We start from the raw sequence: 15,750 nt of genomic DNA on the forward strand, positions 1-15,750 counted from the left end.
CGCTGCTATCTGATTAAAACGCGGCACAATGTGGGCAGCTTTCGCTTGGCATGGTTAACGGCTTTTAAACTGCCTGATTACAAGGGTTTTTGGCCGAAATGCCTCTAATTCTCATTAAGAACTTGTTAGGATTTTAACGAATGCCGGAGGGGCTTAATTGTAAGAAACCGGTGAATGTGTCACTACGGTACGTTGAGGGATATGTTTATGTCTTTGGGTGTAAACGGTCCTGACGGAAAACTGTATTGAATGAAGCACCTACGGGTCTCAATGCGTTATCCGTCGGTGCGTGGTTGAAATGGGTGCATGTCAGGGTTCTGCGTAGATGGTATGCGCGTATCCTCATGTCACCGTCCGAGTTTCGGAGGTGTTCCCAATGCAGGCGGTGTTGCGGCGGATCCTTCCGAAAGGACAGTTTAGTAACGAGGCGTATCCGCATGGCGACCAATAAAAGCAATGAGTCGATCGACGACAAGGCATTTCAAGCGTTGGAAGACGCTCTGAAAATCGATTTTGACGAGCTTAAGTCTGCCCTCAACGACAAGACTTCCCTGGACAAACCGGAGGAAAAAGTGTCTGAGCCGATCAAACAGGCACCCGCGCCCAGCCAGGCGAAGAACGCCAAGGCACAGCCTGACCAGGCCGCCAAGGCCGCCCGTGCTGCCGAAACCCAGAGAAACCTGTCTCCCGAACCCGCTCCCAAAGCCCCTTCGTTTGCGCCCGCAAACGACGATGGCCGCAAGACGCCGGCTGCCATCCTGCGATCGCTGGATGTGCGTTCCAGCCGGTCTGCGATGCGCATTGCCGCAGCCGTCTCCGCCCTGTGGATCATCGGTGGCCTCGGTGTTGCCAATCTTCTTTACGGTCCGGAAATCTGGCAGATCCGCTCGCTCGCCGACCTCTCGGCCATGCCGGGCGCCATTGGCGTGGCGATCTTCATCATCCTGCCGGTGATGCTGTTCTTCTCCTTTGCCATCATGATTTCGCGCGCCCAGGAATTGCGCAGCGCCGCCCGCTCCATGGCCGAAGTTGCCTTGCGCCTCGCCGAGCCGGAAACCGCCGCCTCCGAGCGCATCATGACCGTTGGCCAGGCGGTTCGCCGCGAAGTGTCGGCGATGAACGAAGGCATCGAGCGGACCATCGCCCGTGCGACCGAACTGGAAACGCTGGTTCATTCCGAAGTCAACGCGCTTGAGCGCAGCTATAGTGACAACGAGTTGCGCGTCCGTACTCTGGTCCAGGAACTCGGCCTCGAACGCGAATCCATCGTTGGCCATGCCGAACGCATCCGCTCGTCGATTTCCGGCGCCCATACCCAGCTCAAGGACGAGCTGGCAATTGCCGGCGACGACATTTCCAACCGTATCGCCACATCCGGCGAGGCGTTTGCCTCGATGATCGAGACCCGCGCCGCTGCCCTGATGGAGCGCTCCGACAGCGCCACCCAGACGATCGGCGCCATGCTGTCGACGCGCACCGACGCCCTGCTCTCGGGCCTCACCACCGCCGGCGTTTCGCTCAGCAACGAATTCGACACCCGCCTCGACAATCTCAGCCAGACGCTGGCAAAGCGTGGCCAGCAGCTTTTGGGTCAGTTCGAGACCCGCGCCTCATCGCTGGATGCCAATACCGAAAAGCTGAACGCCGCCCTCAATGAGCGCGCCCGCCAGCTGAACGAGACGTTGATCGCCCGCACACGCGATCTCAACGAGAGCCTGAATATTGGCCAGCAGGCCATCACCGGCGGCCTCGACGACATCCTCAACACGCTGAACGCAACGCTCGACGAAAAGGGCGCCAACTTCCGCCAGAGCTTGAAGTCCAGTGCCGACGACATGATCATGGACATCGACCTGCGCACCGGCTTCTTCGACGAAAAGCTGCAGACGACGGTCGGTCATCTGTCAACGGCCTTCGACAGCCGCTTCCACGAATTTGCCACAGCCTTCGACAAGCGCGCCGGCTTGTTGGACTCCAAGCTGATGGAGAGCCTTGCCCGCATCAACCAGTCCGTCAACGGGGGCGCCGATTCGATCGGCAACATCCTCGACGGTGGTATCGAACGCTTCGAATCCGCACTGTCCGACCAGTCGTTGACACTGGCGACGACGCTTGGCACGACGCAGGATTTCATCGAGCAGACCATCAGCGGCAAGACCGCCGAACTCAGCGACGCCATCGGCAACGCGCATGTCCGCATCGACGGCGTACTGCAGGAGCGTTCCGGCACCCTGATGGGCGCGCTGACGGCGGCGCAGGACCGGCTTGAAACCGGCTTTGCCCACCGCGCGATCTCGCTTGAAACAGCCCTCACCGAGAGCCAGCAGCGTCTTGCCGAAACGCTTGATGCCCGCACCAGTGCGATTGCCGCAAGCAACCAGCAATTGGCTCAGAACCTGGACACGCACACGACAGGCTTCATCGACGGTCTGCAGGCGATCCACGGCCGCATCGAGGAAACCCTCACCAACCGCGCCGACGAGATCACCACATCGATCGCCGCCAGCCAGTTGCGCCTCGACAACACGCTGTCGGAACGCACCGTCGAACTCTCCGGCCTGCTCGCTGCAAGCTCGGAATCCATCGACAGCGCCTTTGAAGGCACGGCAGAACGGATCGATACGATCCTGTCGCAGCGCACTGATGCGCTCGCAAACGTTCTGTCCTCATCGACTGCGGCAATCGACGGCGCATTTGATGGCACCGCAGAACGTCTCGACACCATCCTGTCCCAGCGTACGGGTGCACTTGCAAACGTGCTGGCCTCATCGACCACAGCGATCGACGGCGCATTTGATGGTACCGCAGAGCGCCTCGATACGATCCTTTCACACCGCACCGGTGCACTCGCCAATGTGCTGACCTCCTCGGCCGGCGCGATCGAACAGGCCATCAGCGGCACCACCGAGCGCATGGACAGCGTCATGTCCGGACACAGCCGCGCGCTCGGCGATACGCTCGCCGCGCAAACCGCGACGCTCGACACGCTTCTGTCTGAACGCTCTGCCGAAATCGCCGGCACGATGTCTGCGCGCGCCACCGAAATGACGGATACGCTCAGCAGCCGCACCGAAGAAATTGCCGATAGCCTCGCCTATCGCGCCAGTGCGATTGCCGAAACGATGGCCGATCGTGTCGGTGATATCGAACAGCAGCTTTCCGGCCGTGTCGCCGAAATCGCCGGCACGATGACCAGCACATCGGCCGAAATTGCCAGCGCCCTGTCCGGCCATGCCTCCGAACTGGCCTTGGCCATGACAGGCAGGGCCTCCGATATCGAGCAGACGCTTTCTGGCCGCGCCGACCAGCTGGCGGCCTCGCTTGCATCGACTCACGACCAGATCCGGGCAACGCTCGACGACCGGATCAACGCGATCAATGTCGCCGTGGCTCACGGGACAGACCAGCTTTCGGACGTGCTGTCCGAACAATCGATGTCGATTGCGACAACGCTCGCCACCAGCGCCAGCATGCTGGAAATGACACTGGACGAACGCCAGGCGGAACTCGGCGGCACCATCGACAAGAGCGCGCTCGCCCTTGAGCAGCGCATGCTTGCCAGCACCAGCCACGTGGCGACCCAGCTTGGCGAAACCGCCGACCAGATCAGCCGCGCGGCCGACACTCTGACGCACCGGATGGACACGTCGCTCACCAACATCAACAGCAGCGTCGACGAGACCGGCGCACGCATCGAAAGCAGCCTTGGCGTCCTGGAAGGCCGTATTCGCGAGAGCGTCGGCGGCGTCAGCGAATTCGTCGACAATGCCGGTCAGCGGATCGCCGATACGCTGTCGGCCAAGGTGTCCGAGCTGGATCAGGTCAGCGACCGCGCAGCCGCGCGCATCGCAAACAGCCTGTCCGGCCACACCGGCGAAATCGACCGGATCGGCGGCGTTGCCGCCGCACGGATCGCCGAAACACTGTCTGCCCACACGGCTGAATTCGACCAGATCAGCACGGCTGCTGCCGCCATGATCACCGATAGCCTGGCTGGCCGGACGGAAGAGATCGACCGCGTCGGCAATGCTGCCGCAGCGCGCATCGCTTCGACCCTGTCCGACCACACGACGGAACTGGACCGCGTCAGCACCCTTGCCGCCGACCGGATCGCTGGCAGCCTGGTTGGCCGCACCGAAGAGATCGACCGGATCAGCGGCGAAGCCGCAAACCGTATCACCGAGACGCTCACCACCCACACGGCAGAACTTGACCGCGTCACGGCAGCCGCCGCTACACGAATCGAAGCCAGCATCGAAGGTGGCACAGGCCGCATCGAGGAACGCCTCGGCACCATGGACCGTGCCCTTTCGATCGGCCTTGACAATGTCAGCCGCACGATCGAAGGCAAGGCCGCAGGCCTCGTCACCAACCTGCGCGGTGCCGTCGGCGAAGCGGCTCAGGGCATTGATGCGGAAGCACTGCGCTCGGCCGAACTGCTGGCCAAGGCCGGTGACGACTTTGCACAGGCAATGGCTGCACGGCAGGCCGACTTCCAGTCGGCCGTGGAACAGACAGCTGCGACCGCAGCAATGCGCAGCGCCGAGCTTGCCCGTTCGGTTGGCGAGGCATCCGATGGTGCAGCCGCCCGGATTGCCCAGACACAGTCGCGCGTCGCCGAACAGGCATCGTCGCTGAGCCAGAGCCTGACCGACGTCGAGAAGGCGCTGGAGGCCCGTGGCAACACCATTCGCACCACCCTCGACGACAGCACCCGCGAGCTCAACTCAATGTTGGCTGGCCGCTCCGCCGAACTGTCACGCATCATCGACGAGCAGGCCCGCCCGATCATCGATCAGTATGCTGCAACCGGCAAGGAAGCAGCCGACCGTATCAGTGAAGTGGCACAGCAGAGCGCTGACCGCCTGCGCGCCGAAAATGCTACCCTGCTCGACAGCCTGAGCGCACGCACCGGCGAAACGCTGAATGCGATTTCGACCCGCGCCGAAGAGACGGCCAAGGCCATGAAGATGGTCGAGAACCGTCTGCAGTCGACGGCCATGGGTCTGATCGACCAGCTGTCGGCAAGCAACAGCTCGATTGCCGGCGTCATTGAACAGGCCAGCGCCAATCTTGGCGCCATGGACGAGCAACTGGAATCGACCACCGCACGGTTCTCTGAATCCGCCACCCGCGCCTCCGACATGCTGTCCACATCGACCCGTCTTCTCGAAGGCAAGGTCGACAAGCTGGCGGATATCTCTGGCTCCACCCTGTCGCAGATCGGCGGCATCGTCGGCCGCTTCGAGGATCATTCCAAGGTTCTCGGCCAGGCATCCGATCTTCTCGCCGCTGCCCAGTCCAATCTAGTCAGCACGCTGGAAGAACGCCAGGATGCCCTGCGCACACTCTCCATCGGCCTCGTCAGCCGGTCCGAAGAAATCGAAAAGACCATGCATGCGCTTGAAGGCTTCGTCGATGGCGCCTTCCAGCGGGCAGAGGACCGCTCGGCCCAGGTCGCGGGCAACCTGCGCTCCGGCATCCAGTCATCCTTCAGCGATGTCGGCCGCATTCTGAGCGAAGCCGAACAACGTGCCGCATCGGCCGCCGAGGCCATGCGCAATGCCGTGATCAAGGCCGGCGACGAAGCCAGCATGTCGGTCGAATCGGTATTCGTGCGGGCAGAAGAACGCTCCAACGAGATCGCCAGCAACCTGCGCGCCGGTGTCCAGTCGTCCTTCGCCAATGTCAGCAAGACCCTGTCGGAAGCCGAAGCCCGTGCCGCATCGGCCAGCGAAGCCATGCGTGCCGCCGTCACCAAGGCCGGCGAAGACGCAAGTCTCTCCGTCGAGGGTGCGTTCGTGCGCGCCGAGGAACGCTCCAAGGAAGTCGCCTCCCGTCTGCGCGGCAGCGTTGGCGCCTCGCTGTCGGACATTGATCGCCTGATGACCGAAACCAGCAAGAAATCGGACGGCGCAGCCGAACACATGGGCTCGGCCATCCGCCAGGCTGTCGAAGAGGCGGTCAGCCGCTTCAGCGGTGCCACCGACGAAATCCGCCGCTCGGCTCACGAGATCCGCAAGGAACTTGATATGACCCGCGAGGAACTGAAGCGCGGTGCCTTCGACCTGCCGGAAGAAGCCAAGGAAAACGCCTCGGTCATGCGCCGTGCGGTTGCCGAACAGATCAAGGCCTTGCAGGAGCTTTCCGATATCATCGGCAAGTCGTCCGGCCAGCTCGAGATCTCCCAGCCGGTCACCCGCCAACAGACCGCGGCACAGCAGGCAGTCCAGCAGGCCGTAGCGCCCGCCCCGGTCCGCGCCGTTGCCCACCAGCCTGTTGTCGAGCAACGCCGCCCTGAGCCGGAGACGGCGCTTCGCGGTAGCCTCGGTATCGAGCAGCCGCGTGCCGTTGCCCAGCAGCCAGCCGCCCAACAGCCGGTTGCCCGCCAGCCGGAGCCGCAAGCCGCCCCCCGCCAACAGCGCGCCGAAGAAGGCAGCGGCTGGATGCGTGACCTGCTGCGTGGCGCCTCGCGCGACGAAGAGCCGGCAACTGCTGCACCGGTCCAGCGTGCCGCTGAAGCACAGCCTGCCGCAGCGACCCGCTCAGGCGACACCCGCAACCCGCGCCATGTGATGGAATCGCTGAACTCGCTGTCGGTCGACATCGCCCGCGCCATCGACCATGATGCCTCGGTCGACCTGTGGCGCCGTTACCAGCGCGGCGAGCGCGACGTGTTCACACGCCGCCTCTACACGCTGAAGGGCCAGCAGACCTTCGACGAGATCAAGCGCAAGTATGATCGCGAACCGGAATTCCGCACGGCCGTCGATCGCTACATCGCCGACTTCGAAAAGTTGCTCGGCGACGTCGCCCGCAACGACCGCGACAAGGTGATGACCCAGACCTATCTGACGTCCGATACCGGCAAGGTCTACACGATGCTGGCACACGCGGCTGGACGGTTCAGCTAAGAGCTTTGACAACGACCTTAGACATCAAGCCCTGCAGGAAACTGCGGGGCTTTTTTTGTTGGAAGCCAATGAACGAGAATGCCGCAACAGCAAATAAGCCATTGCCGTTGATCAGCTGGGATAAAAGCTCACGTCAATATTCATCTCTGGTGTGGCTACGCGAATCATCGACCAGCTGGTCGCGATAGATATCCCCTTGCCGCGCCTTTGCCCGCCAAGGCCGGGCCTTTTGAAGCGGGATATCATAAGCGGGATCGTTCCGGTCCAGTGCAGCCAAGACCAAACCCGGCTCCGGCGTTTGGGCACATTGCGCCATCCACTCACCATCCGGGCCGGTGATGCCAGCAGGTCCCTTGCCAGCCTAATGGGCAGGCGTTGCAGCCGCAATCCAGAGACAGTTCAATCCAGCATGGGCGCGCAACGCGATCTGGAAATGGGGCGGCAGTCCATAGGACTCGAAAATTACGCCATCAACGCCCATCCTTTCATAATCACTGAATATCTCGGGAAATTGCGACTCGATGCAAATGGCGCAGCCAAAGCGGAAACCATTGACCTCGACGACAATCGGCGCGGCTCCCGGCGTATACCAGCCGTCGAGCTCGCTGTTGGACAGAAACCGCTTGTCATGCCTGGTCAGCAGGGCTCCGGAACCGGAGAAGATATAAAGGCTGTTGTGCGGCCAGCCGGTGCGCTCCACCGACCACGGCGAAAATGCCAAGTTCGCCGCAAAGGGCCGCGATGGAGCGAAGTTCGGCTTCCTGTGCAGCCCCGCCAACCCTTCCCATTCGGCCGAACTGCCGATCTGAAATTTCGAATAGCCGGAAAGAGCGCCCTCGCAAAACCGGCAAGCCTTGCCCCTTGCGCTGCTGCCTGAACGATCACGGCGCGTATTGCAACTCCGTTGGCGGAGAATCCGTCGAAACAACGGTCTGCGCCATTACAAGCTTCATAGCCCCCCATGCGTAAGAATCACTTCGCCAATGAGCAGTACGGACAGCGGGCGGGCAAAAAAAAGGCGGCCACATGGGCCGCCTTTTTGTCATTTCCAAAGCTTGAGGAAACCTCAATGCTCCTTGTTGGCGTAAACCGACTTCTTCGTCAGGTAGATCAGGCCGGTGAAGATCAACAGGAAGATCATCACCATGAATCCGGTGCGCTTGCGCGCTTCCAGATGCGGCTCGGCAGCCCACATCAGGAACGCGGAGATGTCGTGCGAATACTGCTCGACCGTCTGTGGCGAACCGTCGTCATAGGTCACCTGATCGTCGGAGATCGGCTTTGCCATGGCCAGAGCCGCAGCATTGGCGAAGTACGGGTTGTAATGTGTACCCGCCGAAATCTCGACGCCCTTCGGCGGTTCCTGGTAGCCGGTCAGCAGCGCGTGAATGTAATCCGGGCCACCTTCCTGATACTGGGTGAACATGTCGAAGATGAAGGTCGGGAAGCCGCGTTCGATACCGCGTGCCTTGGCGATCAGCGAAAAGTCCGGCGGTGCAGCACCATTGTTGGCAGCAGCAGCAGCCTCGGCGTTCGGGAACGGCGATGGGAAATGATCCGAAGGCACGGCCTTGCGGGTGTACATCTCGCCTTCGGCGTTCGGGCCGTCCTGGACTTCGTAGTTGGCCGCAAAGGTCTTCACCTGGGCTGGCGAGTAACCGAGCCCTTCCAGTGTACGGAAGGACACAAGGTTCATCGAGTGGCAGGCGGAACAGACTTCGGTGTAGACCTTCAGGCCGCGCTGCAGCTGGCCCTTGTCGTAGCTGCCGAACGGTCCGGCAAAGGACCATTTTTCCTGCTCCGGCTTGTGGATCGGGAAGTGGGGCGTACCGCCGCCATGCTCTTCCTCAGCGGCAGCACCCGCAGGCTTGGCTTCGCCGGTCTCAGCGGCGAACACCATGCCTGCACCAAGTCCGGCGACGACTGCGAGCGAAAGAATGCCTGTAACAAGCTTTTTCATTGTTTTGGGTTCCTTGTTCTTCGCAGACATCACGCAGCAACGGACTTTTTCGCAGCCTGCTTTTCCAGAACCGCTTCGGTAATGGAATTCGGGATGCGCTTCGGCGTCTCGACCAGACCGAGGATCGGCATGATGACGAGGAAGAAACCGAAGTAATAGAGAGTGCCGAGCTGCGAATAGCCGACGTAGTTGCCCTTCAGGTCGCCGGAGAAAATCAGCCCCAGCAAACCGGTGCCTTCGGCAGGGCGCGAGCCCAGCCAGCCGAGCAGGATGGCATTGACCACGAAGAGCCAGAAGAACAGCTTGTACCAGGGACGATAAACGGCCGAGCGAACCTTCGACGTATCGAGCCAGGGAAGGAAGAACAGCACGATGATCGCACCGAACATCACCAGAACGCCACCAAGCTTGGAGTCGATCGGGCCAACATTGAAGGTGATGGCGCGCAGCATCGCGTAGAACGGCAGGTAGTACCATTCAGGAACGATATGAGCCGGTGTCTTCAGCGCATTGGCCGGAATGTAGTTGTCCGGGTGGCCGAGGAAGTTCGGCATGTAGAACACGAACCATGCGTAGAAGAGCAGGAAGACCGATACGCCGAGCGCGTCCTTGAGGGTCGCGTAAGGTGTAAAGGGAACGGTATCCGTCTTGGTCTTGACCTCGACGCCGGTCGGGTTGGTCTGGCCAACCACATGCAGCGCCCAGATATGCAGGACAACGACGCCCGCGATCATGAAGGGCAGCAGGTAATGCAGCGCGAAGAACCGGTTGAGCGTCGGATTATCGACGGCAAAACCACCGAGCAGGAACTGCTGGATCCAGTCGCCAACCACAGGGAAGGCGGTGAAGAAGCCGGTGATAACGGTCGCCCCCCAGAAGGACATCTGACCCCAGGGCAGAACGTAACCCATGAAGCCGGCAGCCATCATCAGAAGGTAGATGACAACGCCGAGGATCCAGAGGATTTCGCGCGGTGCCTTGTACGAACCGTAGTAGAGACCACGGCCGATATGCAGGTAGACGGCAATGAAGAAGAACGACGCGCCGTTGGAGTGCATGTAGCGCAGGAGCCAACCCTGGTTGACGTCGCGCATGATCTTTTCGACGGAATTGAAGGCAACCGTCGTTTCGGCGGCGTAGTGCATGGCGAGAACCACACCGGTCAGGATCTGGATGATCAGCATGACCGAAAGCATGGCGCCGAATGTGTAGGCGTAGTTCAGATTGCGCGGAACCGGATAGGAAACGAAGCTGTCATGCACGAGCCGCGGCAGCGGCAGGCGCGAATCCACCCATTTCTCGAAACCGGACGTCGGCGTATAGGTTGAATGATCACCACTCATAATCAGTATTCCCCTCAACCGATCTTGATGACTGTGTCGGTAGCGAACGCAAAGGTCGGTACAGCGAGGTTCTGTGGTGCCGGGCCCTTACGAATACGGCCAGCCGTATCGTAGTGAGAGCCGTGGCACGGACAGAACCAGCCGCCAAAATCGCCAGCCTGGCCGAGCGGAACGCAACCGAGGTGCGTGCAGGAGCCAATCATGACGATCCAGTTTTCTTTTTCCTTGCCGGCGGAGCGATCAAGGTCTGTCGCAGTCGCATCGGCGGGCAGGTTGGCGTTGCGCGCAACCGGATCTTTCAGGTCGGCCAGCGCAACAGCGTTGGCTTCCTCGACTTCCTTGTCGGTACGGTTGCGGATGAACACCGGCTTGCCGCGCCATTTTACGGTCAGCGACATGCCCGGCTGCAGGCTTGCAACATCGACCTCGATGGAAGCCAGCGCCAGCGTCGAAGCATCAGGCCGCATCTGGTCGATGAATGGCCATGCTACGGCTGCTGCGCCGACTGCGCCTGCCATCCCAGTCGTCAAATACAGGAAATCGCGGCGAGTGGGCTCGCCCGAGGTTTCGCTTGATATCTCGTGTTCGCTCACGGCTAAACCATCCTCTCACGCAATGTTTTGCGGAAACCGCACTGTCCCCGGCGTCGATCCGCGCCCCGTGCTGACACTTGAGCGAAAGAACAGCGCCAAATCAATAAGCCTCTATGCACGATTCGAAGAAAACTTTCGCCTTCCCCGCTCATGCACCAAAACCGGGCAAACCTCGCCCATCAAAAAAACGGCAGATTCCCCCGGCATTCCGGCGCGTTCTATGCTTGATCGCTGGGGATGTCTAGCCTTGGGTGCAAGGGGTGAGCCACATTGTCGCGGGAAAACCGAAGCCGATGTTCGCAAACCGCTTTTTGCCGTCCGGCACGATCGAAACGCGACGCCGCACAGCCGTTTGGCACAGAGCTGGTGCGTTATTCGGCCGCAGCCTCACGCGCCAAAAATCCGCCGGACTGCCGCAGCCAGAGATCGGCATAGAGGCCACCGGCTGATATCAGCTGGTCATGGGTTCCATCTTCGACAATCCGGCCCTGATCCATGACGATCAGACGGTCGAGTGCTGCGATGGTGGAGAGCCGGTGGGCGATGGCAAGCACGGTCTTTCCGTGCATCAGCCGGTCGAGGTTGGATTGGATGGCAGCCTCGACTTCCGAATCAAGCGCCGAAGTCGCCTCGTCGAGCACGAGGATCGGCGCATCCTTCAGCATCACCCGCGCAATCGCCACCCGCTGGCGCTGTCCGCCAGACAGCTTGACGCCGCGCTCGCCGACATGGGCGTCAAATCCCTTGCGGCCCCTTTGGTCCTGCAGGTTCTCGATGAAATCCAGCGCTTCGGCTTTTTCAGCCGCTTCACGCAGACCGTGCTCGTCGGCATCCGGCCGGCCAAACAGGATGTTGTCGCGGATCGACCGGTGCAGCAGCGATGTATCCTGGCTGACGACGCCGATCTGCATGCGCAGCGATTCCTGACGCACCATCGAGATGTCCTGCCCGTCAATCAGAATGCGGCCGGCTTCCAGGTCGTAGAAGCGCAACAGCAGATTGACGAGCGTCGTCTTGCCCGCACCTGAGCGGCCGACAATACCGATTTTTTCACCCGGCCTTACGACCAGAGACAGGTTATCGATGACGCCCTGCCCCTTGCCGTAATGGAAGTGGATATTGTCAAAACGGATCGCCGGGCTATTGACGACGAGGCTCGGTGCATTCGGCTGGTCGATAAGCTGCACCGGCTGAGAAATCATCTCGGCGGCATTCTGGATCGTGCCGATATTGCGCATGATACCGTTGAACTGGACCATCATCCGGCTCAAGAGAAAATTCAGCCGCAGGATCAGCGCCATCGTGAACGCCACCGCACCGGAGCTGATTGCGCCTGAAAGCCACAGATCGACGCTCAACCCTGCCATGGTGACGATCATGATCCCCGACAGAAACGCCATCGATGCCCGCACGCCGGTGATGAACCGGGTGAAGCGGATGATGCTATCCTGAAAAATATCGAAACCCTGCCGCATATAGCGGTCGTTTTCCTCGTCGCGGGCAAACAGTTTGAGCGTCTGCATATTGCTGTAGGCATCGACCATGCGGCCGCTGAGCATCGACGACGCTTCGGCCGTTTCCTTCGAATGCTTGCGGATGCGCGGCACGAAATAGCGCGCCAGGAAGGCAAAGCCGATCAGCCAGAGAAAAACGACGACGGCAAGCGACAGATCGAGCTGGCCGACCAGCACCAGCGTCGAGACCGAATAGATGCCGACGAACCAGACGCTTTCCATCAGCGACGTGACGACATCGCCGACCGCCTGTCCGCCCGACCACACCTTGGTCACGATGCGGCCGGAAAAATCATTCTGGAAGAACGACAAAGATTGGCGCGAGACATGCAGATAGGATTGCCAGCGCACCAGATTGTAAAAGCCCGGCGTAATCACCTGCTGATCGACCAGCGCCATCACCAGCGAGACGACGAAGCGGATGATGCCGATCAGAACCAGCATACCGAACAGCTCGGCGCCGTGGTCTGCAAGCAGCCCGCTCCAGCCGTCGCTTGGTCTGACGGTGGCGAGAATATCGACGATGCGGCCAACAAACCAGAACAGCGTCGCCTCGATCGCCGCCGTCATGCCGCCGAGAACCAGCATGGCGATAAACGGTGCCTTGGCCTGCTTTATGTAAAACCAGACATAGGGGATTAACCGCTCGGGCGGCTGCAAACTGTCGCGCGCCGCGAAAGGCTGTATCCAGTTTTCGAAAAAGGCAAACAGGGCGCGCAAAACCATATGTCCGATATAGGCGGATTCGCAGGCCGGACAATCGGCAATTGCCGCCGAATGTCCGGGATTTCGATTACAAATCCGTCATGTTCACTTTAACGCAGTTCTTCAGTCCGTTTTCAGCCGTCGCCGTGGTCGGTGGAAGGATAAAGGCAAAACTCGACTTCGTAGCCGAGTGCCGAAACCAGCGCCATGGTCGAGGGCTTGAGACCAAGGTTCAAGGCTGTCATCGTCGCACTGTCAAAATAGACAGCAATCCGAATGCCATGGCCATGGCCAAAGACCCGCAGCGCCGAAAGCTGGGCTGCATAGGCATCGACATGCAGCGCAATGAAGCTGCTCGCGTCCGGCTGATCGACGGTCAGCTGCGGCGGCTCGGCCAGGAAGCCGCCGTTCTTTCCATAGCGGCATCCCCAGTCCGGATTGGCAGCAGTGAAGACATCGAACGCCTCCGTGCGCTCACCCTTGATCAGGATGTCGAATTCAAAACCGATATCGCTCACGTCGATCGTCCCGGGAGATAACATGCAAGGCTTGGAGGCGGCCTATTCGGCCGCCTCCTCCTTTTGGTTTGCACCATCGCCATCATCAGCGATGAAGCCGCCGGACTGCCGCGACCAGAGGTCGGCATAAAGGCCACTGCGGCTGACCAGCTCGGCATGGCTGCCGGTCTCGACGATCTTGCCGGCTTCGAGAATGACCAGCCGGTCCATCTCCGTCAGCGTCGACAGGCGGTGGGCAATCGCGATCACCGTCTTCCCCTTCATCAGGGCAAACAGGTTTTCCTGGATCGCGGCTTCCACTTCCGAATCGAGCGCCGAGGTCGCCTCGTCGAGGATCAGGATCGGTGCGTCTTTCAGGAAGACACGGGCAATCGCGATCCGCTGGCGCTGGCCGCCGGAGAGCTTGACGCCCCGCTCGCCGACCTGCGCATCGAGCCCCTTGCGGCCCTGGTTATCCTCGAGCAACTCGATGAAGTCCCAGGCATTGGCCCGCTTGGCGGCCGCGATGATGTCGGCATCGCCAGCCTCGGGATGACCATAGGCGATGTTGTCGCGGATCGAACGGTGCAGCAGGGATGTATCCTGCGTCACCACGCCGATCTGCGCACGCAGGCTGTCCTGCGTTGCCGCAGAAATATCCTGCCCATCGATCCGGATCGTGCCCGATTCGAGATCGTAGAAGCGCAACAGCACGTTCATCAGCGTCGTCTTGCCAGCACCTGAGCGTCCGACCAGACCGATCTTCTCGCCCGGCTTGATGTGGAGCGAGAGGTTTTCAATCACGCCCTTGTTCTTGCCGTAGTGGAAGCCGATATTTTCGAACGCGATGGCGCCCTGCGGCGCCTTCAGCACCTTGGCATCGTCATTGTCGACGATGTCATGTGCCTTGGTCATCATGCTCATGCCGTCATAGACGGTGCCGATGTTTTCAAACAGCGCCGAGACTTCCCACATGATCCACTGCGACATGCCGTTGATGCGCATGGCAAGCGACACGGCAATGGCGATCGAGCCGACCGACATGCCGCTGGTCATCCAGAAATAGATGCCGAGCGCCGAGATCGCGAACAGTGCGATGCAGTTGTTGGTATAGACGAGGATATGAAACAGCGTCACCTTGCGCATCTGCCGGTGCACGGTCTGCAGGAACGCGTCCATGCTTTCCTTGGCATACACCTCCTCGCGGCCGGCATGCGAAAACAGCTTGACGGTGGCGATATTGGTGTAGCTGTCGACGACGCGGCCGGTCATCATCGAGCGCGCATCCGCCTGATCCTTGGAGATCTTGCGCAAGCGCGGCACGAAGTATGTGACGATGCAGACATAGATGATGATCCAGACGATCAGCGGTGCCAAAAGCCGCCAGTCGGCTGCAGCAACCACCACAAGCATCGAGATGAAGTAAGCGACGACATAGACGAAGACGTCGAGGATCTTCATCACCGTTTCGCGCACGGCAAGCGAGGTCTGCATCACCTTGGTGGCGACGCGGCCGGCAAACTCGTTGGCGAAAAAGGTCATGCCCTGACGCAGCAGATAACGATGCATCTGCCAGCGCGCTATCATCGGATAATTGCCGAGCAGAATCTGATGCATGATGATCGAATCAACAGCGACGACTGTCGGCAGGCCGATCAGGATGAGCGCGCCCATCCAGAACAGTTTTGTACCCTCGCTCGCAAGAAAGGTGTCCTGCTTGGCCGAAGACAGCCAATCGACGACATTGCCGAGGAACTGGAACAGCGCCACTTCGCCAATCGCGATCAGCATGGTGCAGACCGACATGGTCAACAGCCAGGGTGCCGCCGGCTTGGTATAGTGCCAGCAGAAGGCAAACAGACCCTGCGGTGGAACCTTGGGTTCCTCGACGGGATAGGGATTGAGGCGGGATTCAAACCAGCCGAACATTATAAGCTCCTTCAGGAATTCAGTGAAGGAAAGCGGGACATCCCGCATTCATCGATCAGAAATTAAAAACCGGAAAACAGCTCAATCTTGCACACGAGACGTGTTCGTCCGGAAAGCGGGCGGTCGTGCGCAATGGTGCCAAAAAAAGAAAAGCGCGAAACCGGTCAGCCCAAGAGGACTGGAGGCACAGCCTGGAGGCTGGTGGTCATTCGAATATCCATGTAAGCCTCCTGTGGTTCGCGTTGAAGATGCTGCAGACATAGATTGATTTGCGCCGGTACGCCAGATTGCCGCT

At 60.4% G+C, this 15,750-nt stretch carries 8 protein-coding genes; 1 reads left to right on the plus strand and 7 read right to left on the minus strand.

The window, feature by feature from the left end:
- Positions 1-437: 437 nt before the first annotated feature.
- Positions 438-6,914: a kinesin gene (locus ACQY8Q_RS23840; protein WP_428428915.1), complete on the plus strand. Its 6,477-nt coding sequence runs from the start codon at positions 438-440 to the stop codon at positions 6,912-6,914.
- A gap of 361 nt (positions 6,915-7,275) precedes the next feature.
- On the opposite strand, the gene ACQY8Q_RS23845 is transcribed toward ACQY8Q_RS23840, so the two are convergent.
- From ACQY8Q_RS23845 to ACQY8Q_RS23875, 7 genes are all read right to left on the minus strand, one after another.
- Positions 7,276-7,842: a carbon-nitrogen hydrolase family protein gene (locus ACQY8Q_RS23845; RefSeq protein WP_428428917.1), complete on the minus strand. Its 567-nt coding sequence runs from the start codon at positions 7,840-7,842 to the stop codon at positions 7,276-7,278.
- Positions 7,843-7,980: 138 nt separating this feature from the next.
- The gene (locus tag ACQY8Q_RS23850; RefSeq protein WP_428428919.1) at positions 7,981-8,874 is read right to left on the minus strand and encodes a cytochrome c1; all 894 of its coding nucleotides are present in this window, start codon (positions 8,872-8,874) and stop codon (positions 7,981-7,983) included.
- Positions 8,875-8,903: 29 nt separating this feature from the next.
- On the minus strand, positions 8,904-10,217 hold the full coding sequence (locus ACQY8Q_RS23855) for a cytochrome b (RefSeq protein ID WP_428428921.1): 1,314 nt from the start codon (positions 10,215-10,217) through the stop codon (positions 8,904-8,906).
- A 14-nt stretch (positions 10,218-10,231) separates the two neighbouring features.
- Entirely contained in the window at positions 10,232-10,810 is a 579-nt protein-coding gene (gene petA, locus ACQY8Q_RS23860; RefSeq protein ID WP_037095693.1) for a ubiquinol-cytochrome c reductase iron-sulfur subunit, read from the minus strand.
- A 371-nt stretch (positions 10,811-11,181) separates the two neighbouring features.
- Entirely contained in the window at positions 11,182-13,050 is a 1,869-nt protein-coding gene (locus tag ACQY8Q_RS23865) for an ABC transporter ATP-binding protein (RefSeq protein WP_428428924.1), read from the minus strand.
- 113 nt (positions 13,051-13,163) lie between these two features.
- Positions 13,164-13,547, minus strand: a complete 384-nt coding sequence (locus ACQY8Q_RS23870; protein WP_428428926.1) for a hypothetical protein — start codon at positions 13,545-13,547, stop codon at positions 13,164-13,166.
- Positions 13,548-13,589: 42 nt separating this feature from the next.
- On the minus strand, positions 13,590-15,455 hold the full coding sequence (locus ACQY8Q_RS23875) for an ABC transporter ATP-binding protein (protein ID WP_428428928.1): 1,866 nt from the start codon (positions 15,453-15,455) through the stop codon (positions 13,590-13,592).
- Positions 15,456-15,750 lie beyond the last annotated feature (295 nt).

The sequence above is a fragment of the Pararhizobium sp. genome, from assembly GCF_965279435.1.
In the GTDB taxonomy this organism is placed as follows: Bacteria; Pseudomonadota; Alphaproteobacteria; order Rhizobiales; family Rhizobiaceae; genus Pararhizobium.